Below are 17,423 nucleotides of genomic sequence, written 5' to 3' on the forward strand. Positions count from 1 at the left end.
CAAATGTTTTACGTTTTCTTGTCGTCATGCTTTAACTCCTCAGATAGTGGATTTTCCACCTATTGAGGTGTCCGGGCAAATTAGACCACGGCAAGCTGATCGAACTATTCCGGGCGAACGCGGTTGGGCCGATTCGGATTTTCTTCAATGACACCAAAATCACCGGCGTGACGCCGCGTCAGAAACACGACAATCACTTTCATTTCCAGTTCAATTAGGCTTCTGCAAAGGATGAGAAATGCCAATTCTGACTATCGCTTTCACGCTTGGCATGGCTGCTGACAATATTCTGGCGAAAAAACCCATACCAGCGGAAGCGCACCTGATCATTCAGAAGGTGCGCGCAGCAGCCAAGAGAAAAGACTTTTCAACGCTTAGAAAGCTGATGGTCCCAGAATTCACGTGGAGCTTTGGCGGAGATGGCGATGCCGATCAGGCCATCGACGCCTGGAGGCGCGATCCAAGGGTAATGAAGGAACTATTTCGGATCACTGGCCACCGATGCGCCTTCGCGAGTAACGAAGAAAATATACAGTGCCCACCAAACGCCGGCTATGACTATCGAGCGGGTTTCGAAAAAACGGAACACGGATGGCGAATGACGTATTTTGTCGCAGGCGATTAGCGCAGCAGCTTTCAGCAGCATGTCATTTGATGCCACCTTCTTGCACGATATGCTTCATTGTCTCTGAAATCGCTTCCTGCTTGCCGGGACTGTCATTGATGGCCGAGCAGGATTTCCCCATGGCTCTTTCGGCGGACTTCGCGGGATAGGTGTACAGCAGGTTTTCGCAATCGCAGCGCAGGCTTGCTTTTAGCCGTTTAGTCTTGCGTTTGCGTAGCTCAGCGACCCAGCATCCATCGGCACAGCCGCAGGAACGATAGCTCAGCACCTCTCCTTTGCCTGACCATGAAAGCGCATAGGTTTGCGGGTTGCTGCTTGCGCCTGCGAGGCCAGCAAGTGCAAGCAGCAAGAGGGTTAAGCCGACTCGTAGTGAAGCCATATCTATGCCCATTAATGACTTGGCGGCTTGATGAATCTTGCGATCTCCATCAAGCCTTTAAGCAAGGGGTTCCAGTCAGATTTTTCATCCTGGTCTTTGGGCTCGTTCGATCTGAACAGTCCAAACAGGAGACAAGCGGAAAGAATTGTAGGTATCGACCCAAGCATGCCAACCAGCACGGTTGCCGTTACCGGAAACTCTCTGGTCAGGATGGTTCCACCGCATACCAAATGGACCACCATGAGCAGGAACACAAGATAGAACACGCAGATCGCAACGATGGCAACACTGAAAATTTCACGCTGGAGCCGATGTCGCTGCTCGACCAGATCATTGGCCAGGCGCTGCGCGCGCGTTTCCGGCGAACTGCCTTCCAGCTTTGAGAGCTTGTCCTCAGTGATCTCCGTGCGTTCTGGGGCGATCTGCCCAGGGTTCACTTCTGGCGATACGCCGAAATTTGCAGGAGAAACGCCTGCTGTCTGTTCTGTTGTTAAGTTTGCTGAGGGCGTGGTCATGTGGGCGTTTCAGCACTGGCATTGCGCTTGGCGTTCGCCTGATCTACAAAGTATTTCCTGATGAGTTCATCGTCAATCCGCTCGCGCATCTCGGTCAGGGACCACGGGGTCTGTTCCAGATGCGTCAGCGTGGAAAGTTGCGCGCCCGTCAGTGGGCTGTATTTTTTCCATACGGCCTCGAGCACATCTGAAAACTGCGGAACGGTTTCGGGATTGATGAAGTGAGCGGTTTCTTCGCCAGTTTCCCAATCGAAGTCTTTGATATAGTCGTCAACTGGATTGGAGCCGTAGCGCTTCAGTGCGTCATAAACTCCGCGTGCCACAGGACCATACTGCCATTTCTCAAAGCCCTCTTCGATCAGCGGTTTGCCTGTCACGGCCAAGTACCAGCCATGGAGAAAATAAAGCAGCTTTTGGATTTTTAGGGGCGTGAGATCGTCGGCCTTCTCTCGAAAGCCTAGCCGTAGAAGGTGGTTGACGACTGGAGTTGATCTCATTTACGCGTTTTCCCGTACGCGAACTATAGCTGATTTCGATGCTTCCCTCTTCATTCTTGGATATTTTTGCTTATTTTTCAAGAGTGTTTGGAGTGCAAGACTCGGCTCCGCCAAGGCCCGCACGCGCTTCAGGACAATCTAACCGAATACCATTTTCTACTATTCGGACACAGGGCGGCTTATTTGAGGAAAAACTTGATCAGAGATACAACGCGCGCCCTCGGCACACGGCGCTGCGCGCGCAGCGGGCAGCAAATGGGCGATTCGGTCGCGTCCCGCGACCGCGCGACCGCCGCTAGGCGGATCGCTTTCGAATCCCCCGCGCAGGGGGGTGGAGCAGGGAATTCGCAGGGCAATGCCCTGCGCCTGCGGAACGCTCGTCGAAGGTTACATGCTTCTCTCCGTCAAGGGCACAAAAAACAAAAGCCGCCCAATGGGCGGCTTCGTTTTTTGTGTCCTTGGCGGAGAGAGGGGGATTCGAACCCCCGATAGGCTATGAACCTATACACGCTTTCCAGGCGTGCGACTTCAACCACTCATCCATCTCTCCTGCATCTCTCACAGTACTTGCGAGAGGCGCAGATTATAGCAAGGATACCGCAGAGTGCAAAGTTTTTTTCCAGAAAGGGGTCATACCTGCTTCGGCACGCCCCTCCCTGCCTTATGCAGTCTCTTTGAGCTGCTCCAGAATCGCCGGATTTTCCAGCGTGGAGACGTCCTGCGTGATGACCTCGCCTTTGGCCAGCACGCGCAGCAGGCGGCGCATGATCTTGCCGGAGCGGGTCTTGGGCAGGTTGTCGCCGAAGCGGATTTCTTTCGGCTTGGCGATCGGGCCGATCTCCTTGCCGACCCAGTTGCGCAGCTCCAGCGCCAGCTTCTTGGCTTCTTCGCCGGTCGGACGCGCTTGCTTCAAGACCACGAAGGCGCAGATCGATTCGCCCGTGGTGTCGTCGGGCTTGCCGACTACGGCCGCTTCGGCCACCAGCGGGTTGGCCACCAGGGCGCTTTCGATTTCCATCGTGCCCATGCGGTGGCCGGACACGTTCAGCACGTCGTCGATGCGGCCGGTGATGGTGAAGTAGGCGGTGTCCTTGTTGCGGATGGCGCCATCGCCGGCCAGGTACATGCGGCCGCCCAGCTCGTCAGGGAAGTAGCTGGTCTTGAAGCGCTCGGGATTGCCCCAGATGGTGCGGATCATCGAGGGCCATGGGCGCTTGACCACCAGGATGCCGCCCTGGCCGTTCGGCACGTCGGCGCCGGATTCATCGACGATGGCGGTCATGATGCCGGGCAGCGGCAGGGTGCAGGAGCCGGGCACCATCGGCGTGGCGCCGGGCAGCGGGCTGATCATGTGGCCGCCGGTTTCGGTTTGCCAGAAGGTGTCGACGATCGGGCATTTTTCCTGGCCTACATTGCGGTAGTACCACATCCACGCTTCGGGATTGATCGGCTCGCCCACCGTGCCCAGCAGGCGCAGGGAGTTCAGGTCGTAGTTCTTCGGATGCACTTTCGGATCGACGTCGGCCGCCTTGATCAGCGAGCGGATCGCGGTCGGCGCGGTGTAGAAGATGCTGACCTTGTGCTTGGCGATGGTTTCCCAGAAGCGGCCGGCGTTCGGGTAGGTCGGCACGCCTTCGAAGATGACCTGGGTGGCGCCCACGGCGGTCGGGCCATAGGCGATATAGGTGTGGCCGGTGACCCAGCCGATGTCGGCGGTGCACCAGTAGACGTCGCTCGGCTTGATGTCGAAGGTCCATTTCATCGTCAGCGCGGCCCACAGCAGGTAGCCGCCGCTCGAATGCTGCACGCCTTTCGGGGTGCCGGTGGAGCCGGAGGTGTAGAGGATGAACAGCGGATGTTCGGCGTCGACCCATTCCGGTTCGCATTCGGCGGACTGGTTCGCCACCAGGTCGTGTAGCCAGATGTCGCGACCTGCCGTGATCCCGACGTTGCCGCCAGTGCGTTTGTAGACGATGACGTTTTTAATGGAGTCGCAGCCGCCCATGGCCAGCGCTTCGTCGACGATGGCTTTGAGCGGCAGCTGTTTGCCGCCGCGTAGTTGCTCGTCACCGGTGATCACGGCCACGGCGCCGGCGTCGATGATACGCTCCTGCAGCGACTTGGCGGAGAAGCCGCCGAACACCACGGAGTGGGTGGCGCCGATGCGGGCGCAGGCCTGCATGGCGGCCACGCCTTCCACCGACATCGACATATAGATGACGACGCGGTCGCCCTTCTTGATGCCGAGCGATTTCAGGCCGTTGGCGAATTTGCTGACTTTCTCATGCAGCTCTTTATAGCTGACTTTGGTGACCTGGCCGTCGTCGGCTTCGAATATGATGGCGGTCTTCTCGGCGTTGCCGTTGCTCAGATTGCGGTCCAGGCAGTTGTAGGACACGTTGAGCTTGCCGTCTTCAAACCATTTGTAGAACGGCGCATTGTCTTCGTTCAAGGTGCGCGTAAAGGGCTGCTTCCATTCGACATTTTCGCGCGCCAGACGGGCCCAGAAGCCTTCGTAGTCGCGCGCGGCTTCGTCGCACAGCGCCTGGTAGGCGGCCATGCCGGAAATGGCGGCTTTGTCGGTAAAGGCAGCGGGCGGTGCGAAAATACGGGATTCCATTGGGCCTTGCTGCTCGGTGCCTTGCGGTGTAGCGGTCATGCTTGTCTCCATCCAAGAGGTAATTAGTTTGCCAACAACGTTAGACCCGATCGCTTACTAAGTCCTTACAGGCTTCTTTTTACCGGCCGCTTGCTCTCTTGCGCTTTTTTGCAACTTGGTCATTTAGGCAATTCTAACCGCATTTCCGTCCGGCGTAGTGCGGACGCCTGTATCAGGCGCCGACAGCCAGCGCGCGAACAGGCGCATCAGCGCGCGCCGCGTCCATTCGCCCAGACCGCGTTCCAGGCAAAGGTGGGCCAGCCACGCCAGCGGGAAGGCACACAGCACGGTCAGGAAAACTTGCGCCCAGGTGTGGGTATCGATGCTGTTCGCCTGCCCCCAGCGCGTCAGTGCGAGTTGGCCTAAGTAATGGGTCAGGTACATGGAATACGAGACAGTGCCGGTCCAAACCAGCCAGCGCGGCGGATTGAACGCCACGGTCTTGCTGGCCAGGGCCATGACCAGTACCATCGGGGCCAGCGCCCCGCCCCACTGCAAAGGGCCGTGCAGAATGCCCGGGTGCGAGAAGGGATACCACAGGGCGTAACCGGTCGATACCAGCAGCAACTGCCAGGTCAGCGTGGTGTGCGGAATGCGCGCCCAGGGCTGGCGGTACAGCAAACCGATCAGCACGCCGAACAGGAATTCGTAAATGATGGGATTGACCATCAGGTTCAGATAGCCGGGATAAGGATTGGGCACCATCACCTCAAAGCCCGCCATGCCATGCAGGCGCGGCAACAGCACCAGCGTCGAGCCCATCCAGGCGGCCAGGCCCAGCCAGCGCCAACGTCCCAGCAGCATGCTCAGGCCGAACACCAGATAGAAATACATTTCAAACATCAAAGTCCAGGCCAGCGGGAAGAGCAGGCCAAAAAACGGCGGATGCCCCAGGTCAACCGGCAGCAAGGCCAGCGACTTCAGGAAAACGCCGGTACTGCCCGGCTGCCGGAAAAACGACATGCCGCCCATCGCCAGCCCGAGCCAGCACAGCAGCACAACGGCATAAGGCGGCCAGATCCGCACGAAGCGCTTGATGCCGAACAGCAGCGCCGCCTTCGGCCCTGTCTGGCCGGCCGTGGTGTGGACCATGATGAAGCCGCTGATGATGAAGAACAGGTCGACGCCGATGGCGCCCGACATCAGCAAATCGTTCACCTGCGGCCATTGCGGCATGCCCATGAAATACAGACGCGTATGCGTCAACACCACCAGCAGCACGGCGATGCCGCGCAAGGCCTGGATCCAGTCCAGCTGATCTTTTCGATTCTGCATGAATTAGCAATAACCCAACATCTTAAACGGCGGATTTTAGCATGTGGTTCAAGCATGAATTGCGGTGCAGCAACGCGATTTCCCGCATGGCGGCGGTGCTGCCGAGCTTGCACGCGTGTAAAATGTCGGCTGTTTTTATTGCACCGCTTCCCGGAGACTACTTACAGATGACCGATCCCTACCGCCCGAACGGCCAGAAACTGAGCCCGATTCCCGCCTTTATCTTCATGTCCCGCTGGCTGCAGCTGCCGCTGTACCTGGGCCTGATCCTGGCGCAGTGCGTCTATGTCTTCCATTTCTGGGTCGAACTGAAAGACCTGATTGGCGCCGCGCTCGGCAACGAAGCCTCGCTGCAGCACATCTTCCAGGCCGTCGCCGTGCCTGGCGCCGCCATGCCGACCAAGCTCAATGAATCGACCATCATGCTGGTCGTGCTGGGCCTGATCGACGTGGTCATGATTTCCAATCTGCTGATCATGGTGATTGTGGGCGGCTACGAAACCTTCGTCTCGCGCATGCACCTGGAAGGCCACCCGGATCAGCCGGAGTGGCTGTCGCATGTGAATGCCTCGGTCCTCAAGACCAAACTGGCCATGGCCATCATCGGCATTTCCTCGATCCATCTACTGAAGACTTTCATCAATGCGCAGGCTTACGAGCCCAAGATACTGATCGCGCAAACCGTTATCCACGTCGTCTTCCTGCTGTCGGCCCTGGCCATCGCCTATACCGACCGCCTGATGACGAGCACTCACAACGAATCAAAGCACCATTAATCCGCCTTCGTAAGCGAGAACATCATGACCATCATAAAGCAAGACGACCTGATCGAATCCGTTGCCGCCGCCCTGCAGTACATCAGCTACTACCACCCGGCCGACTACATCCAGCATCTGGCGCGCGCCTACGAGGCCGAGCAAAGCCCGGCCGCCAAGGACGCGATCGCGCAGATCCTGACCAACTCGCGCATGTGCGCGGAAGGCAAGCGTCCGATCTGCCAGGACACCGGCATGGTCAACGTCTTCCTGAAGATCGGCATGGGCGTGCGCTTTGAAGGCTTCACCGGCAGCGTGACCGACGCCGTCAACGAAGGCGTGCGCCGCGCCTACAACTTCGCCGACAACAAGCTGCGCGCCTCGATCGTGGCCGACCCGCACTTCGAGCGCAAGAACACCAAGGACAACACCCCGGCCGTGGTGCATATGGAGCTGGTGGAAGGCAATACCGTCGACGTGGCCGTGGCGGCCAAAGGCGGCGGCTCCGAGAACAAGACCAAGTTCGTGATGCTGAATCCATCCGACTCGCTGGTGGACTGGGTGCTGAAGACCGTGCCGCTGATGGGCGCCGGCTGGTGCCCACCGGGCATGCTGGGCATCGGCATCGGCGGCAGCGCCGAGAAAGCCATGCTGCTGGCCAAAGAGTCGCTGATGGAAGACATCGATATGTACGAGCTGAAAAAGCGCGGCCCGCAAAACAAGCTGGAAGAGCTGCGCATCGAACTGTGCGACAAGATCAACGCCCTGGGCATCGGCGCCCAAGGCCTGGGCGGTCTGACCACGGTGCTGGACGTGAAGATCAATATGTACCCGACCCACGCGGCCTCCAAGCCGGTGGCCATGATCCCGAACTGCGCCGCCACCCGCCACGCCCACTTCGTGCTGGACGGCTCCGGCCCGGCCTATATCGAACCGCCGGCGATCTCCACCTGGCCTGACGTGAGCTGGGCGCCGGACACCGAGAAGTCCAAACGCGTCGACCTGAACACCCTGACCAAGGAAGAAGTCGCATCGTGGAAGCCGGGCCAGACCCTGCTCCTGAACGGCAAAATGCTGACCGGCCGCGACGCCGCGCACAAGCGCATCCAAGACATGCTGGCCAAGGGCGAGCAACTGCCGGTGGACTTCACCAACCGCGTCATCTACTACGTCGGCCCGGTCGATCCGGTGCGCGACGAAGTGGTCGGCCCGGCCGGTCCTACCACCGCCACCCGCATGGACAAGTTCACCGATATGATGCTGGAGAAGACCGGCCTGATCTCGATGGTGGGCAAGGCCGAACGCGGCCCGACCGCAATCGAATCGATCCAGAAGCACAAATCGGCCTACCTGATGGCGGTGGGCGGCGCGGCTTACCTGGTATCGAAAGCGATCAAGCACGCCAAGGTAGTCGGCTTCGCAGACCTGGGCATGGAAGCGATCTACGAATTCGACGTGGTCGACATGCCCGTAACCGTGGCCGTCGATTCCACCGGCACCTCGGTGCACAACACCGGCCCGAAAGAGTGGGCAGTGAAGATCGAATCGCTGAAAGCAGCCGTTCCAGCCTAAGGAAGCGATGAGCAAAGCCCCTACCCTGCCCGCCGGAGCCGACGCCCCCATCGGCGTCTTCGATTCCGGCGTGGGCGGCTTGTCCGTGCTGCGCCATATCCAGCAGCAGCTGCCGCAAGAGCATGTGCTCTACTTCGCCGACATCGGCTTTGCGCCCTATGGCGACAAGCCGGAAGCGGCGGTGGTGCAGCGCGCGCTGGCGGTGGCCGAATTCCTGATCGGACATGGGGCCAAGGCGCTGGTGGTGGCCTGCAATACCGCCACCGTCGCCGCCATCAAAGCCATCCGCGCCGCTTGGCCGGGCATGCCGATCGTGGGTGTGGAGCCGGGCCTGAAACCCGGCGCCGCCACCACCCGCAACGGCACGGTGGGTGTGATGGCCACCGATAACACCCTGCGCGGCGAGAAGTTCCTGCAATTGCGCGACCAGATTTCCAGCGCCAGCAAGGCGCAATTCCTGCTGCAGCCTTGCATCGGCCTGGCCGACCGCATCAACACGGGCGACCTGGAAGGGCCGGAGACGGCTGCCATGCTGGAACGCTATGTCCTGCCGCTGCTGGAACAAGGCGCCGACACCCTGGTGCTGGGCTGCACCCACTATCCCTTCGTGCAGGCGGGCATCGAGCGCCTCGTCGCCGCCCACGCCAAGGGACCGGTGACCGTGATCGACACCGGCGATGCCGTCGCCCGCCAGCTGGCAAGACTGCTGGAAGGCGCCGGCCTGCTGCGCCCGGGCGGCACCGTCCCGCACCTGCGCGGCTACACCACCGCCGCGCGCGCCGGCCTGACCGAAGCCTTCGACAAGCTGCTCGGCCAGCATCCCGAAGTCGAAGCCGTCAAGATCGCCTGAATTTGCCGCAAAAACAGGCAAGTGCAGAAATTTGCAAAAAATCGCCCACAAGGGTTTGCCAGTTCCCGAATCAGCTAGTATAATTCGGCCTCTGTCGCAGCAACGATGTGACAGAAGAAGTTTCAGTGGTGGCTGTAGCTCAGTTGGTAGAGTCCAGGATTGTGATTCCTGTTGTCGTGGGTTCGAGCCCCATCAGCCACCCCAAAGAATTCGCAGTAAATAAAAAGGTTGCCAGCGTTTCGCTTGCAACCTTTTTTGTTTTTCCTCTCAGGTGCCGCGTATTTCAATTATCCACACGCGGCCGCCATCCTTATTACCTTATGATTTGAGTCTGCGCCTCGATTCCTCTTTCAGAAGTTGAATGGTATCGAAGGCTCTGTCACAGGCATCGTTCCACGCTTCGGATTGATAATTACTCAGCAACAGAATCCACTCCGACAGCGCCTCATATTCGGCTTCGGAGAACCCCATAAAACGCTCCGAAAAAAACTCGCTCCAGTACTCGGGTAGCGGACTTCTGTCCAGCATACCCAGTACGGTATCCGCCGGCCAGAACCACTGATCCGGACGTTGCGCGGATAAGCACATGACGCTTCCCAGAAAATACCTGAAAGCGGCAGGCGAAAACGCGGTGATGGCGCCGGAATGCTTCTCCCAGTCCTCTCGCGTGATATCGCGCCAATCCCGCCTGGCAAACGATAATGCGTCTTCATGATCGCCGCTTAAAGGCGCCGGCACGTCAATCATTTCATTGGGCCGAACCCACCCGCCAAATGCCCGTTCAATTATTTCCCGCATGCTCACTTAGCCAGTTGCCGAATTGCGCAATTTCCTGCAACAAAAGTGTCAGGCGGGCCGTGTCGACCGGTTTGACCAGGTGGTAGTCGAAACCGGCGCGGAAGGCGGTTTCGCGGTCGCGCTGCTGGCCGTAGCCGGTCAGGGCAAGCAGCACGGTCTGGGCATTTTCGGGCTGCTTGCGCAGGCGGCGCGCCACTTCGTTGCCGTCCATGCCAGGCAGGCCGATGTCGAGCAGGCACACTTGCGGCGGTTGCAGGCGGGCTTGCACCAGGGCGGCCTGGGGATCGTGTTCCACTCTTACGCTGTGGCCGGCCTTGCGCAGCATGGTGGCGAGGATGTCGCTAGCATCCACATTGTCGTCGACCAGCAGAATGTCGAGCGAACGGGCGGCGGCCACCGGACCATGGCCGCCGCCAGGGGCGTCGGGAGCGGCGGCGCGCGCCAGCGGCAGGCGCACGATGAAGCTGCTGCCTTTGCCGATGCCGTCGCTGTGGGCGGCGATGCTGCCGTCATGCGCTTCGACCAAGCGCTTGGCCAGGGCCAAGCCGAGGCCCAAACCGCCTTGCGAGCGGTCCAGGGTGCGCTCGTCCTGGGTGAACAGTTCGAAGGCGCGGCCCAGCAGTTCGGGCGGCATGCCGACGCCGTTATCGTTGACGGTCAGCGTCAGGTTTTCGCCGCGCGTGGTCAGCAACAGTTCGACCAGGCCTTGCTCGGGGGTGTATTTGGCGGCATTGTTGAGCAGGTTGGCCAGCACCTGCACCAGGCGCTTGCGGTCGCCCTCGACCCACACGGCTTGCTCCGGCAACTGCTGCTCGAAGCGGTGGCGCCGTTCGGCCAGCATGGGGCGCAGCTGTTCGACGGCGTCGGCCACGACGTCGCGCATATCGAGCACCGCCTTTTCAATCGCCACCTTGCCATGCGCCACGCGCGAGACGTCCAGCAGATCGTCGATCAGGCTGGCCATATGGCGCACCTGGCGGCCAATCACTTCGGCGCTGCGACGGACCATGGCTTCGTCGCAGTGGAAGCGCTGCAGCAGGTCGGACACGGTGCTGATCGGGGCCAGCGGATTGCGCAGCTCGTGCGCCAGCATGGCGAGGAATTCGTCCTTGCGGCCATCGGCTTCGCGCAGCGCGGCTTCGGCGCGCAGGCTGTTTTCGTGCTCCAGGCGCAGGGCCGCTTCGGCGCGCGAGCGCTCCACCGCTTCCCAGGTGCGCTGTACGGTGTCGAGCGCGGTGGCGACATCGTCGCGGTCCCATTCGCGCGGGCCGCCGCAGGCGATGTGCAGGGAGCAGCTCAGCTGCCCGCCGCGCAGCAGCGGGGCAACCACGATGGCGCCGATGCCCAGCTCGCGGTAGGCGGCGGCATGGGGCGCCGTGCGCGGGTCGTTTTCCACGTCGGCGACGACAAAGGGCTGGCCGCTGCGCAGGATGTCGAGCAGGCGCGGACTGTAGTCGTCGATGCGGGCCGTGTACGGCATCGCGCCCTGGCCGGGCGCCGACCATTGCGCCACCAGCTGGCCGGTGCGCGCATGGGCGTCGATCTCGACGTAGAAGACGCGCGCGGCGCGCAGATAGCCGCCCAGGGCTTCGGTGGCGGCATGGGTGATGGCGTGGCCGTCGTCCATGGCGCGCATGCGGTCGGCCAGCTCCAGCTGAAAGGCCTGGCTGCGGTTCATGGCGACAAGCGCGCGTTCGGCCAGCACCTGGCGCGTGGTTTCGGTCAGCACCAGCAGCACGCCCTCCACTTCCCCGCCCTCGCTCCAGATCGGGCTGTGGCAATGAGTGAAATAGCTTTCCGTCAGCAGGTGGCCGCGCTCGGTGGCGTAGCGCGCGTTCTCCACATAGTAAGTCTCGCCGGTGAAGACGAAGTCGAAGATCAGGGACATCTCGTCCCACACTTCGGACCACCATTCCTGCGCCGGCCGCCCCAGATGGCCGGGATGCTTGCTGCCGGCCGTGAAGGCGAAAGCGTCGTTGTAGAAGGTGAGCAGCTCCGGCCCCCAATACACCGACATCGGGAAGCGCGAGCCGAGCACCGTGCGCACCACGGCTTTCAGGCTGGCCGGCCAGTGCTCGGGACGACCGAGCGAGGTATTGGCCCAATCCAGGCCGCGCAGACGCGCGCCGCACTCCCCTCCTCCAGCAAGGAAGTCCGGCCTCGTTTCGCAGTTTTCAGCTTCGCTATTCATCAATCGGTCGTCAGGGCCGGCCTGGCGCGTTTCCGCGGCTATGGAGTCCGCCCCGGGACTGTCAAAGCCCTGCCGCCCGGCACAGGGCGGGCGGCGACATCAGAGCGGGGGAGGCGTGGCCAAAACTATCCGGCCGGCAAGTATTGGTGTAATTGCTAATACTATATTCAGTTGCTGCCCGGCCTGTCAATCATCAAAATATATGTGAATTACAAGCAAATTACTGAAAGTTATCACCTGTTTGTATTTTGAAAACAATAACCGTCAAGCCAGAAGCTCAGGCCGATGTAGCTTGTTTGTAAGCGTCAGTATCGTGGATGCAACTTAAGGCGGGCGCAGCGGAATGTTTGCAGGCACAATCTCCTCATCCACGGTAAGACTTTTCCGGGAGTTCGCAATGATGAGGTCGGTTGCAAGCAAGATGGCTTTGCTGACGGCGACGGCGCTGCTGGGCCTGGCCCTGCTCACCGCCCTCGGGCGCTATGAAATGGAGCAGGTCTACGAGGGCGCCAACTTCGGCAACGTCAACGCCGTGCCCAGCCTGATCGCGCTCGACACCCTGCGCCGCAACTTCCTGCTGCTGGGCACCAACTTGCAACGCCAGCTCAACAGCAGCGACGACGTGGCGCGCGCCGAGGCGGAAAAGCAGGTGGCCAACTACCGCCAAGGCGTGGCCACGGCCATCACCAAATACGAGACGGATGGCTGCCTGGGCAGCGACTGTTTTGCCGACGCCAAGGACAAGACTTTCCTGTCCGAGGAAAAAATCGTCTGGGCACGCTACGACAGCATGCTCGATCCCATTCTGCAGGAAACGCACAAGGGCCAGACCGGCATCGCGCGCGCGCAGGAACTGCTGAACGCCACCGCGCCGCTGGCCGACCAGATCTCGCGCCTGATCACCGACCATATCGCCTACAACGCTGCCGTCGCCACGCGCGAAACGGCGAAGGCGGTGGAAACCAAGAGCGATGCCCTGTACCTGACCCTGGGCGCCTGCGCCCTGATGCTGGCGGCCATCGGCGGCCTCGGTTTCCTGACGGCGCGCTCCATCATCGCCCAATTGGGCGGCGAGCCGGCGGCGGCGACGGCCATCGTCAGCCGCCTGGCCAGCGGCGACGTGAGCGAACGCATCGACCTCAAGCCGGGCGACAGCGCCAGCATGATGGCGCGCGTGCACTTCCTGAGCCAGACCATGGAACGCCTGGCCTCGCGCGCCGAAGCCATCGGCCGCGGCAACCTGGAGGACGAGGTGGCGCTGGCCTCGGAGCAGGACCGCCTGGGCAAGGCCATCAACGATATGATCCGCATGCTGCGCGCCAGCCGCGCCGAGGATGAGCGGCGCAACTGGCTGAAGGACGGCTATAGCCAGCTCACCGCCAGCCTGACCGGCGACCTCAGTACCGAGCAGTTGGCCGACGCCGCCATCGGCATGATGGGCCACTATCTGGAAGCGGGGCGCGGCGTGTTCTACCTGTATGTGGAAGCGAGCCAGCAACTGGAGCTGGTGGGCAGTTATATGTACACCGAGCGCAATCACATCGGCGCCCGTTTCGCGCTCGGTGAAGGCGCGGTGGGCCAGGCCGCGCGCGAGCGCAAGCCCATCATCCTCACCCTCGACGCCAGCGACGAGAACACGCCGCCCATCACCACCGGCACCAGCAGCGCCACGCCGCGCTACACCTACACCTATCCCCTGCTGCACGAAGTCGACCTGGTGGGCGTGATCGAGCTGGCCAGCTTCACCCGCTTCGACGACAAGAAGACCGAGTTCCTGGCCGGCGTCAGCGGCATGCTCGCTTCGCTGCTGTACGTGGCCGAGCAGCGCGTGCATATCCGCAAGCTGCTGAGCGCCAGCGAATCGTCGGAAAAGGAACTGCGCATCCAGAGCGAGCAACTGCGCGACACCAATGCGCAGATGGAAGAACAGCAGCAACAGTTGCAGCAGCAGGCCGAGGAGCTGCAGCAAACCAATTCGCAGATGGAAGAGCAGCAGCAATTGCAGCAGCAGGCCGAGGAACTGCGGCAGAGCAATGCGCAGATGGAGGAGCAGCAGCGCATGCAGTCGCAGAACGAGCAGCTGATCGAGGCGCGCCGCCTGCAGGAAGCTAAGACCCAGCAGCTCAAGCAGTCCAGCCAGTACAAATCGGAGTTCCTGTCGAATATGTCGCACGAGCTGCGCACGCCGCTCAACTCCATCATCCTGCTGTCGAAGATGATGCTGAGCGAGGAGGATGGCAAGCTCGATGGCGAATCGGCCAAATGGGCGCAGGTGATCCACCGCTCGGGCCAGGAGCTGCTGCGCCTGATCAACGATGTGCTCGACCTATCCAAGGTGGAGGCCGGGCGCATGGAGCTGCATGCGGGGCCGGTCAGCGGCGCCGACATCTGCACCGAACTGCAAAGCATGTTCGAGCACCTGGCGCGCGACAAGGGCCTGAGCCTGAGCGTGGTCAACCAGCTCGAAGCGGACTTCATCAGCGACTGGGACAAGCTATCGCAGATCCTGCGCAATCTGCTGTCGAACGCCGTCAAGTTCACGCGCGAAGGCAGCATCCACGTCACCGTGGGCCGCCGTCCCGGCCACGCCCTGCCCATCTTCCTCAGCGTGCGCGATAGCGGCGTCGGCATCGCGCCCGACAAGCGCAATGTGATCTTCGAAGCCTTCCAGCAGGCCGACGGCTCGACCTCGCGCGAATTCGGCGGCACCGGCCTGGGTCTGACCATCAGCCTGCGCTTCGCCCAGATGCTGGGCGGGACCATCGAGCTGCAAAGCGAGCCTGGCAAGGGCAGCGAATTCACGGTGCTGCTGCCGGACACCCTGCCCAGCACGCGGCCCGAGACGGCAACGGCTGCGCCCACCATCGCCGCGGCGCCGGCGCCCTCCGGCGACGGCCACCTGGCCCTGCCCGCGCCCAGCGTGGCCGACGACCGCGACACCATCCACAGCGAGGACGCGGTGATCCTGCTGATCGACGACGATCCCGCTTTCTGCCAGTCGCTGCTGGCGATGAACCGCCGCCTCGGCTACAAGACCCTGCTGGCCCACAGCGGCGAGGAAGGCCTGGACCTGGCCTGGCGCCACCGGCCGCACGGCATCCTGCTCGACCTGGGCTTGCCGGACATGGACGGGGCCCAGGTGCTGCACGAGATCAAGAGCCGGCGCGAACTGGCGCGCATCCCGGTGCACATCGTGTCGGCGAGCGACCGCGACGACGCCTTCCTGCAGCAGGGCGCCATCGGCTTCCTGCAAAAGCCGGCCGACGACCACCGCCTGGCCCAGGCCGAAGCGTCCCTGCTGGCGGCGCTCGAACGCAGCGAGGGCAATAGCATCCTGGTGGTGGAGAACGGCGGCATCAGCGCGGCCGAAGTGGCGGCCGTGGTGGGGCCGGAGCGCGGCCCGGTGCTGGCCGCCGCGCCGGACGGCGCGCTGGAGCAGGCGCTCAGCCGCTCCCCCTGCCGCGTCAAGGCGGCGCCGGCCGACCAGGCCGAAATCATGGCCGCCGGCGCCGACGATTATCTGGCCAAGCCGGTCGATTACGACGTGCTGGTGGCCAAGGTGCTCAAGTGGAGCGGCGGGAGGAGCGCATGAGCATCACGCTGCACCGGCACGATGGCGTGTGCCGCATCGCGGTGCTGGGCCGGCAGGAAAGCGCGGCCGCCAGCGCCGAGCTGCGCGCCGCCCTGGGCGAAGCGCGCGCCGCGCCCGAAGCCGGCGGCATCGAGCTGAGTTTCTACGATGCCGACACCTTGCCGCGCGACGTCATCGACGTCCTGTCCGAGCTGCTGGAGCGCGAAGCCGGCCTGAAGATCGTCGCCTACCACGCCCTGCTGGCGCACAGCCTGATGCGCCTCGGCCTGCCGGTGCGCCAGGTTTCGCACCGCAGCCAGCACCATGCCACCGCGCCCTGCAGCGCCGTGGTGCTGGCCGGTTCGGCGCAAAGCCTGGACAAGATCCTGCACATCGTCGGCAAGCTGCCGCTGGCCGACGCCGCCGTCTTCGTGGTGCAGCATGTGGACGAGCACCAGGTCAACCTGCTCGACCAGTTGCTCAAGACGCGCACCGATTACTGCGTGCTGATGCCGCAGCACCTGATGCCGGTGCAGCCCGGCACCCTGTATATCGCCCCGCCCGGCCACCATATGAAGGTGGCGCACGGCATGGTGTACCTGACGCGCGACCGCAAGGTGCAGTTCACCCGCCCCTCGATCGACGTGCTGTTCGAATCGCTGGCGGCCGAATACGGCGGCGGCGCGCTGGCGGTGCTGCTGTGCGGCTTTGGCCGCGACGGCGTGGCCGGCTGCGCCGCGTTGCGCCGGGCCGGCGCCCTGGTCATCGTGGAGGACGGCGCCGACTGCGAAGGCGCGCGCGCCATGCCCGACGCGGCGCGCGACGCCGGCCACTTCGACTATGTGCTGAACCTGAGCGCCATCACCAGCGTCGCGGCGGCGGCCCTGGCCGGCGACGCCGCCGCGCCCGAGGGCGAGCTGCTCGACCTGTTTCTGGAAGCGGTCACCAGCCAGTGCGGCTACGACTTCCGCAACTACCAGCGCGACAGCCTGCAGCGCCGCATCCGCAGCCTGATGCTGCATTGCGGCTTCCACAGCTTTGCGCACTACCAGCGCGCCGTGCTGTCCGACGCCGCCTTGTTCGAGCGCCTGACGGCCGAGCTGCCGGTGGGCGTGACCAGCTTCTTCCGCCATCCGCCCCAGCTGCGCCAGATCCGCGACGAGATCCTGCCCTATCTGGCCAGCTTCCCCATGATCAAGCTGTGGTCGGCCGGCTGCTCGACCGGGGAGGAAGCGTATTCGCTGGCCATCATGCTCGATGAACTGGGCCTGCTGGAGCGCAGCCACCTGTTCGCCACCGAGGTCAGCCCCTATCTGCTGGAGCTGGCCAAGGCCGGCCTGTTCCCGGCCGCCACCCTGGATACCAACCGCGCCAATTACCGCGCCAGCGGCGGCAAGCTCGATTTCGACAGCTATCTGCCGGCCGGGGGCCGCTATCTGCGCGCGCCCGAGCGTCTGCGCCTGCGCCTGCTGTTCCACCGCCATTCGCTGACCGGCGAAGGCATCTTCAACGAATTCCAGCTGATCCTATGCCGCAATGTGCTGATCTATTTCGACGCCGAGCTGCAGCGCCAGGTGCTGCAGCGTTTCGCGCGTTCCCTGCATGTGGATGGTTTCCTGGTGCTCGGGCCGCAGGATGGACTGAACCAGGCCGCGCTGGCGCAAGGCTTTGTGCCGTGGCGCGCCGGCAGCTATATTTATCGGCGTGGAGGAGCATGCCATGAGTGAACGCTTCAA

At 62.5% G+C, this 17,423-nt stretch carries 13 protein-coding genes and 2 tRNA genes; 7 read left to right on the forward strand and 8 right to left on the reverse strand.

What is annotated here, in order from left to right:
• Nucleotides 1–238 precede the first annotated feature (238 nt).
• Complete coding sequence (locus FHS03_RS20240; protein WP_183442752.1) at nucleotides 239–625, forward strand: hypothetical protein; 387 nt, start codon at nucleotides 239–241, stop codon at nucleotides 623–625.
• Nucleotides 626–647: 22 nt separating this feature from the next.
• On the opposite strand, the gene FHS03_RS20245 is transcribed toward FHS03_RS20240, so the two are convergent.
• From FHS03_RS20245 to FHS03_RS20270, 6 genes are all read right to left on the reverse strand, one after another.
• A complete protein-coding gene (locus FHS03_RS20245) occupies nucleotides 648–1,004 on the reverse strand; it encodes a hypothetical protein (RefSeq protein ID WP_183442753.1) in 357 nt (118 codons plus the stop codon).
• An 11-nt stretch (nucleotides 1,005–1,015) separates the two neighbouring features.
• The gene (locus FHS03_RS20250) at nucleotides 1,016–1,519 is read right to left on the reverse strand and encodes a hypothetical protein (protein WP_183442754.1); all 504 of its coding nucleotides are present in this window, start codon (nucleotides 1,517–1,519) and stop codon (nucleotides 1,016–1,018) included.
• Nucleotides 1,516–2,016 carry a Panacea domain-containing protein gene (locus FHS03_RS20255; RefSeq protein ID WP_183442755.1) on the reverse strand — a complete coding sequence of 167 codons (501 nt, stop codon included), beginning with the start codon at nucleotides 2,014–2,016 and terminating at the stop codon, nucleotides 1,516–1,518. Before FHS03_RS20255 ends, FHS03_RS20250 begins: the two co-directional genes overlap by 4 nt.
• Before the next feature lie 459 nt (nucleotides 2,017–2,475).
• Nucleotides 2,476–2,566, reverse strand: a tRNA-Ser gene (locus tag FHS03_RS20260).
• A gap of 111 nt (nucleotides 2,567–2,677) precedes the next feature.
• Nucleotides 2,678–4,675, reverse strand: a complete 1,998-nt coding sequence (gene acs / locus FHS03_RS20265; protein WP_183442756.1) for an acetate--CoA ligase — start codon at nucleotides 4,673–4,675, stop codon at nucleotides 2,678–2,680.
• Nucleotides 4,676–4,798: 123 nt separating this feature from the next.
• Nucleotides 4,799–5,950 (reverse strand): acyltransferase family protein, encoded by a 1,152-nt coding sequence (locus tag FHS03_RS20270; protein WP_183442757.1) that lies wholly within the window; start codon nucleotides 5,948–5,950, stop codon nucleotides 4,799–4,801.
• Nucleotides 5,951–6,117: 167 nt separating this feature from the next.
• On the opposite strand from FHS03_RS20270, the gene FHS03_RS20275 reads away from it, so the two are divergent.
• From FHS03_RS20275 to FHS03_RS20290, 4 genes are all read left to right on the forward strand, one after another.
• On the forward strand, nucleotides 6,118–6,726 hold the full coding sequence (locus tag FHS03_RS20275; protein WP_176349585.1) for a YqhA family protein: 609 nt from the start codon (nucleotides 6,118–6,120) through the stop codon (nucleotides 6,724–6,726).
• A 24-nt stretch (nucleotides 6,727–6,750) separates the two neighbouring features.
• The gene (locus tag FHS03_RS20280) at nucleotides 6,751–8,277 is read left to right on the forward strand and encodes a fumarate hydratase (protein ID WP_183442758.1); all 1,527 of its coding nucleotides are present in this window, start codon (nucleotides 6,751–6,753) and stop codon (nucleotides 8,275–8,277) included.
• 7 nt (nucleotides 8,278–8,284) lie between these two features.
• Nucleotides 8,285–9,127: a glutamate racemase gene (murI, locus tag FHS03_RS20285; protein WP_183442759.1), complete on the forward strand. Its 843-nt coding sequence runs from the start codon at nucleotides 8,285–8,287 to the stop codon at nucleotides 9,125–9,127.
• Nucleotides 9,128–9,255: 128 nt separating this feature from the next.
• Nucleotides 9,256–9,331, forward strand: a tRNA-His gene (locus FHS03_RS20290).
• 114 nt (nucleotides 9,332–9,445) lie between these two features.
• Here FHS03_RS20290 and FHS03_RS20295 read toward each other — a convergent pair.
• Nucleotides 9,446–9,925, reverse strand: a complete 480-nt coding sequence (locus FHS03_RS20295) for a hypothetical protein (protein ID WP_183442760.1) — start codon at nucleotides 9,923–9,925, stop codon at nucleotides 9,446–9,448.
• Nucleotides 9,909–12,116 carry a hybrid sensor histidine kinase/response regulator gene (locus FHS03_RS20300; protein WP_183442761.1) on the reverse strand — a complete coding sequence of 736 codons (2,208 nt, stop codon included), beginning with the start codon at nucleotides 12,114–12,116 and terminating at the stop codon, nucleotides 9,909–9,911. Before FHS03_RS20300 ends, FHS03_RS20295 begins: the two co-directional genes overlap by 17 nt.
• 397 nt (nucleotides 12,117–12,513) lie before the next feature.
• On the opposite strand from FHS03_RS20300, the gene FHS03_RS20305 reads away from it, so the two are divergent.
• Together FHS03_RS20305 and FHS03_RS20310 are read left to right on the forward strand one after the other, a co-directional pair.
• Complete coding sequence (locus FHS03_RS20305; RefSeq protein ID WP_183442762.1) at nucleotides 12,514–15,708, forward strand: ATP-binding protein; 3,195 nt, start codon at nucleotides 12,514–12,516, stop codon at nucleotides 15,706–15,708.
• The gene (locus tag FHS03_RS20310) at nucleotides 15,705–17,414 is read left to right on the forward strand and encodes a chemotaxis protein CheB (RefSeq protein ID WP_183442763.1); all 1,710 of its coding nucleotides are present in this window, start codon (nucleotides 15,705–15,707) and stop codon (nucleotides 17,412–17,414) included. The genes FHS03_RS20305 and FHS03_RS20310 overlap by 4 nt, the downstream gene beginning before the upstream one ends.
• The last annotated feature ends 9 nt before the right edge of the window (nucleotides 17,415–17,423 follow it).

The sequence above is a fragment of the Pseudoduganella violacea genome, from assembly GCF_014191875.1.
GTDB classification, from domain to species: Bacteria; Pseudomonadota; Gammaproteobacteria; order Burkholderiales; family Burkholderiaceae_D; genus Rugamonas; species Rugamonas violacea_A.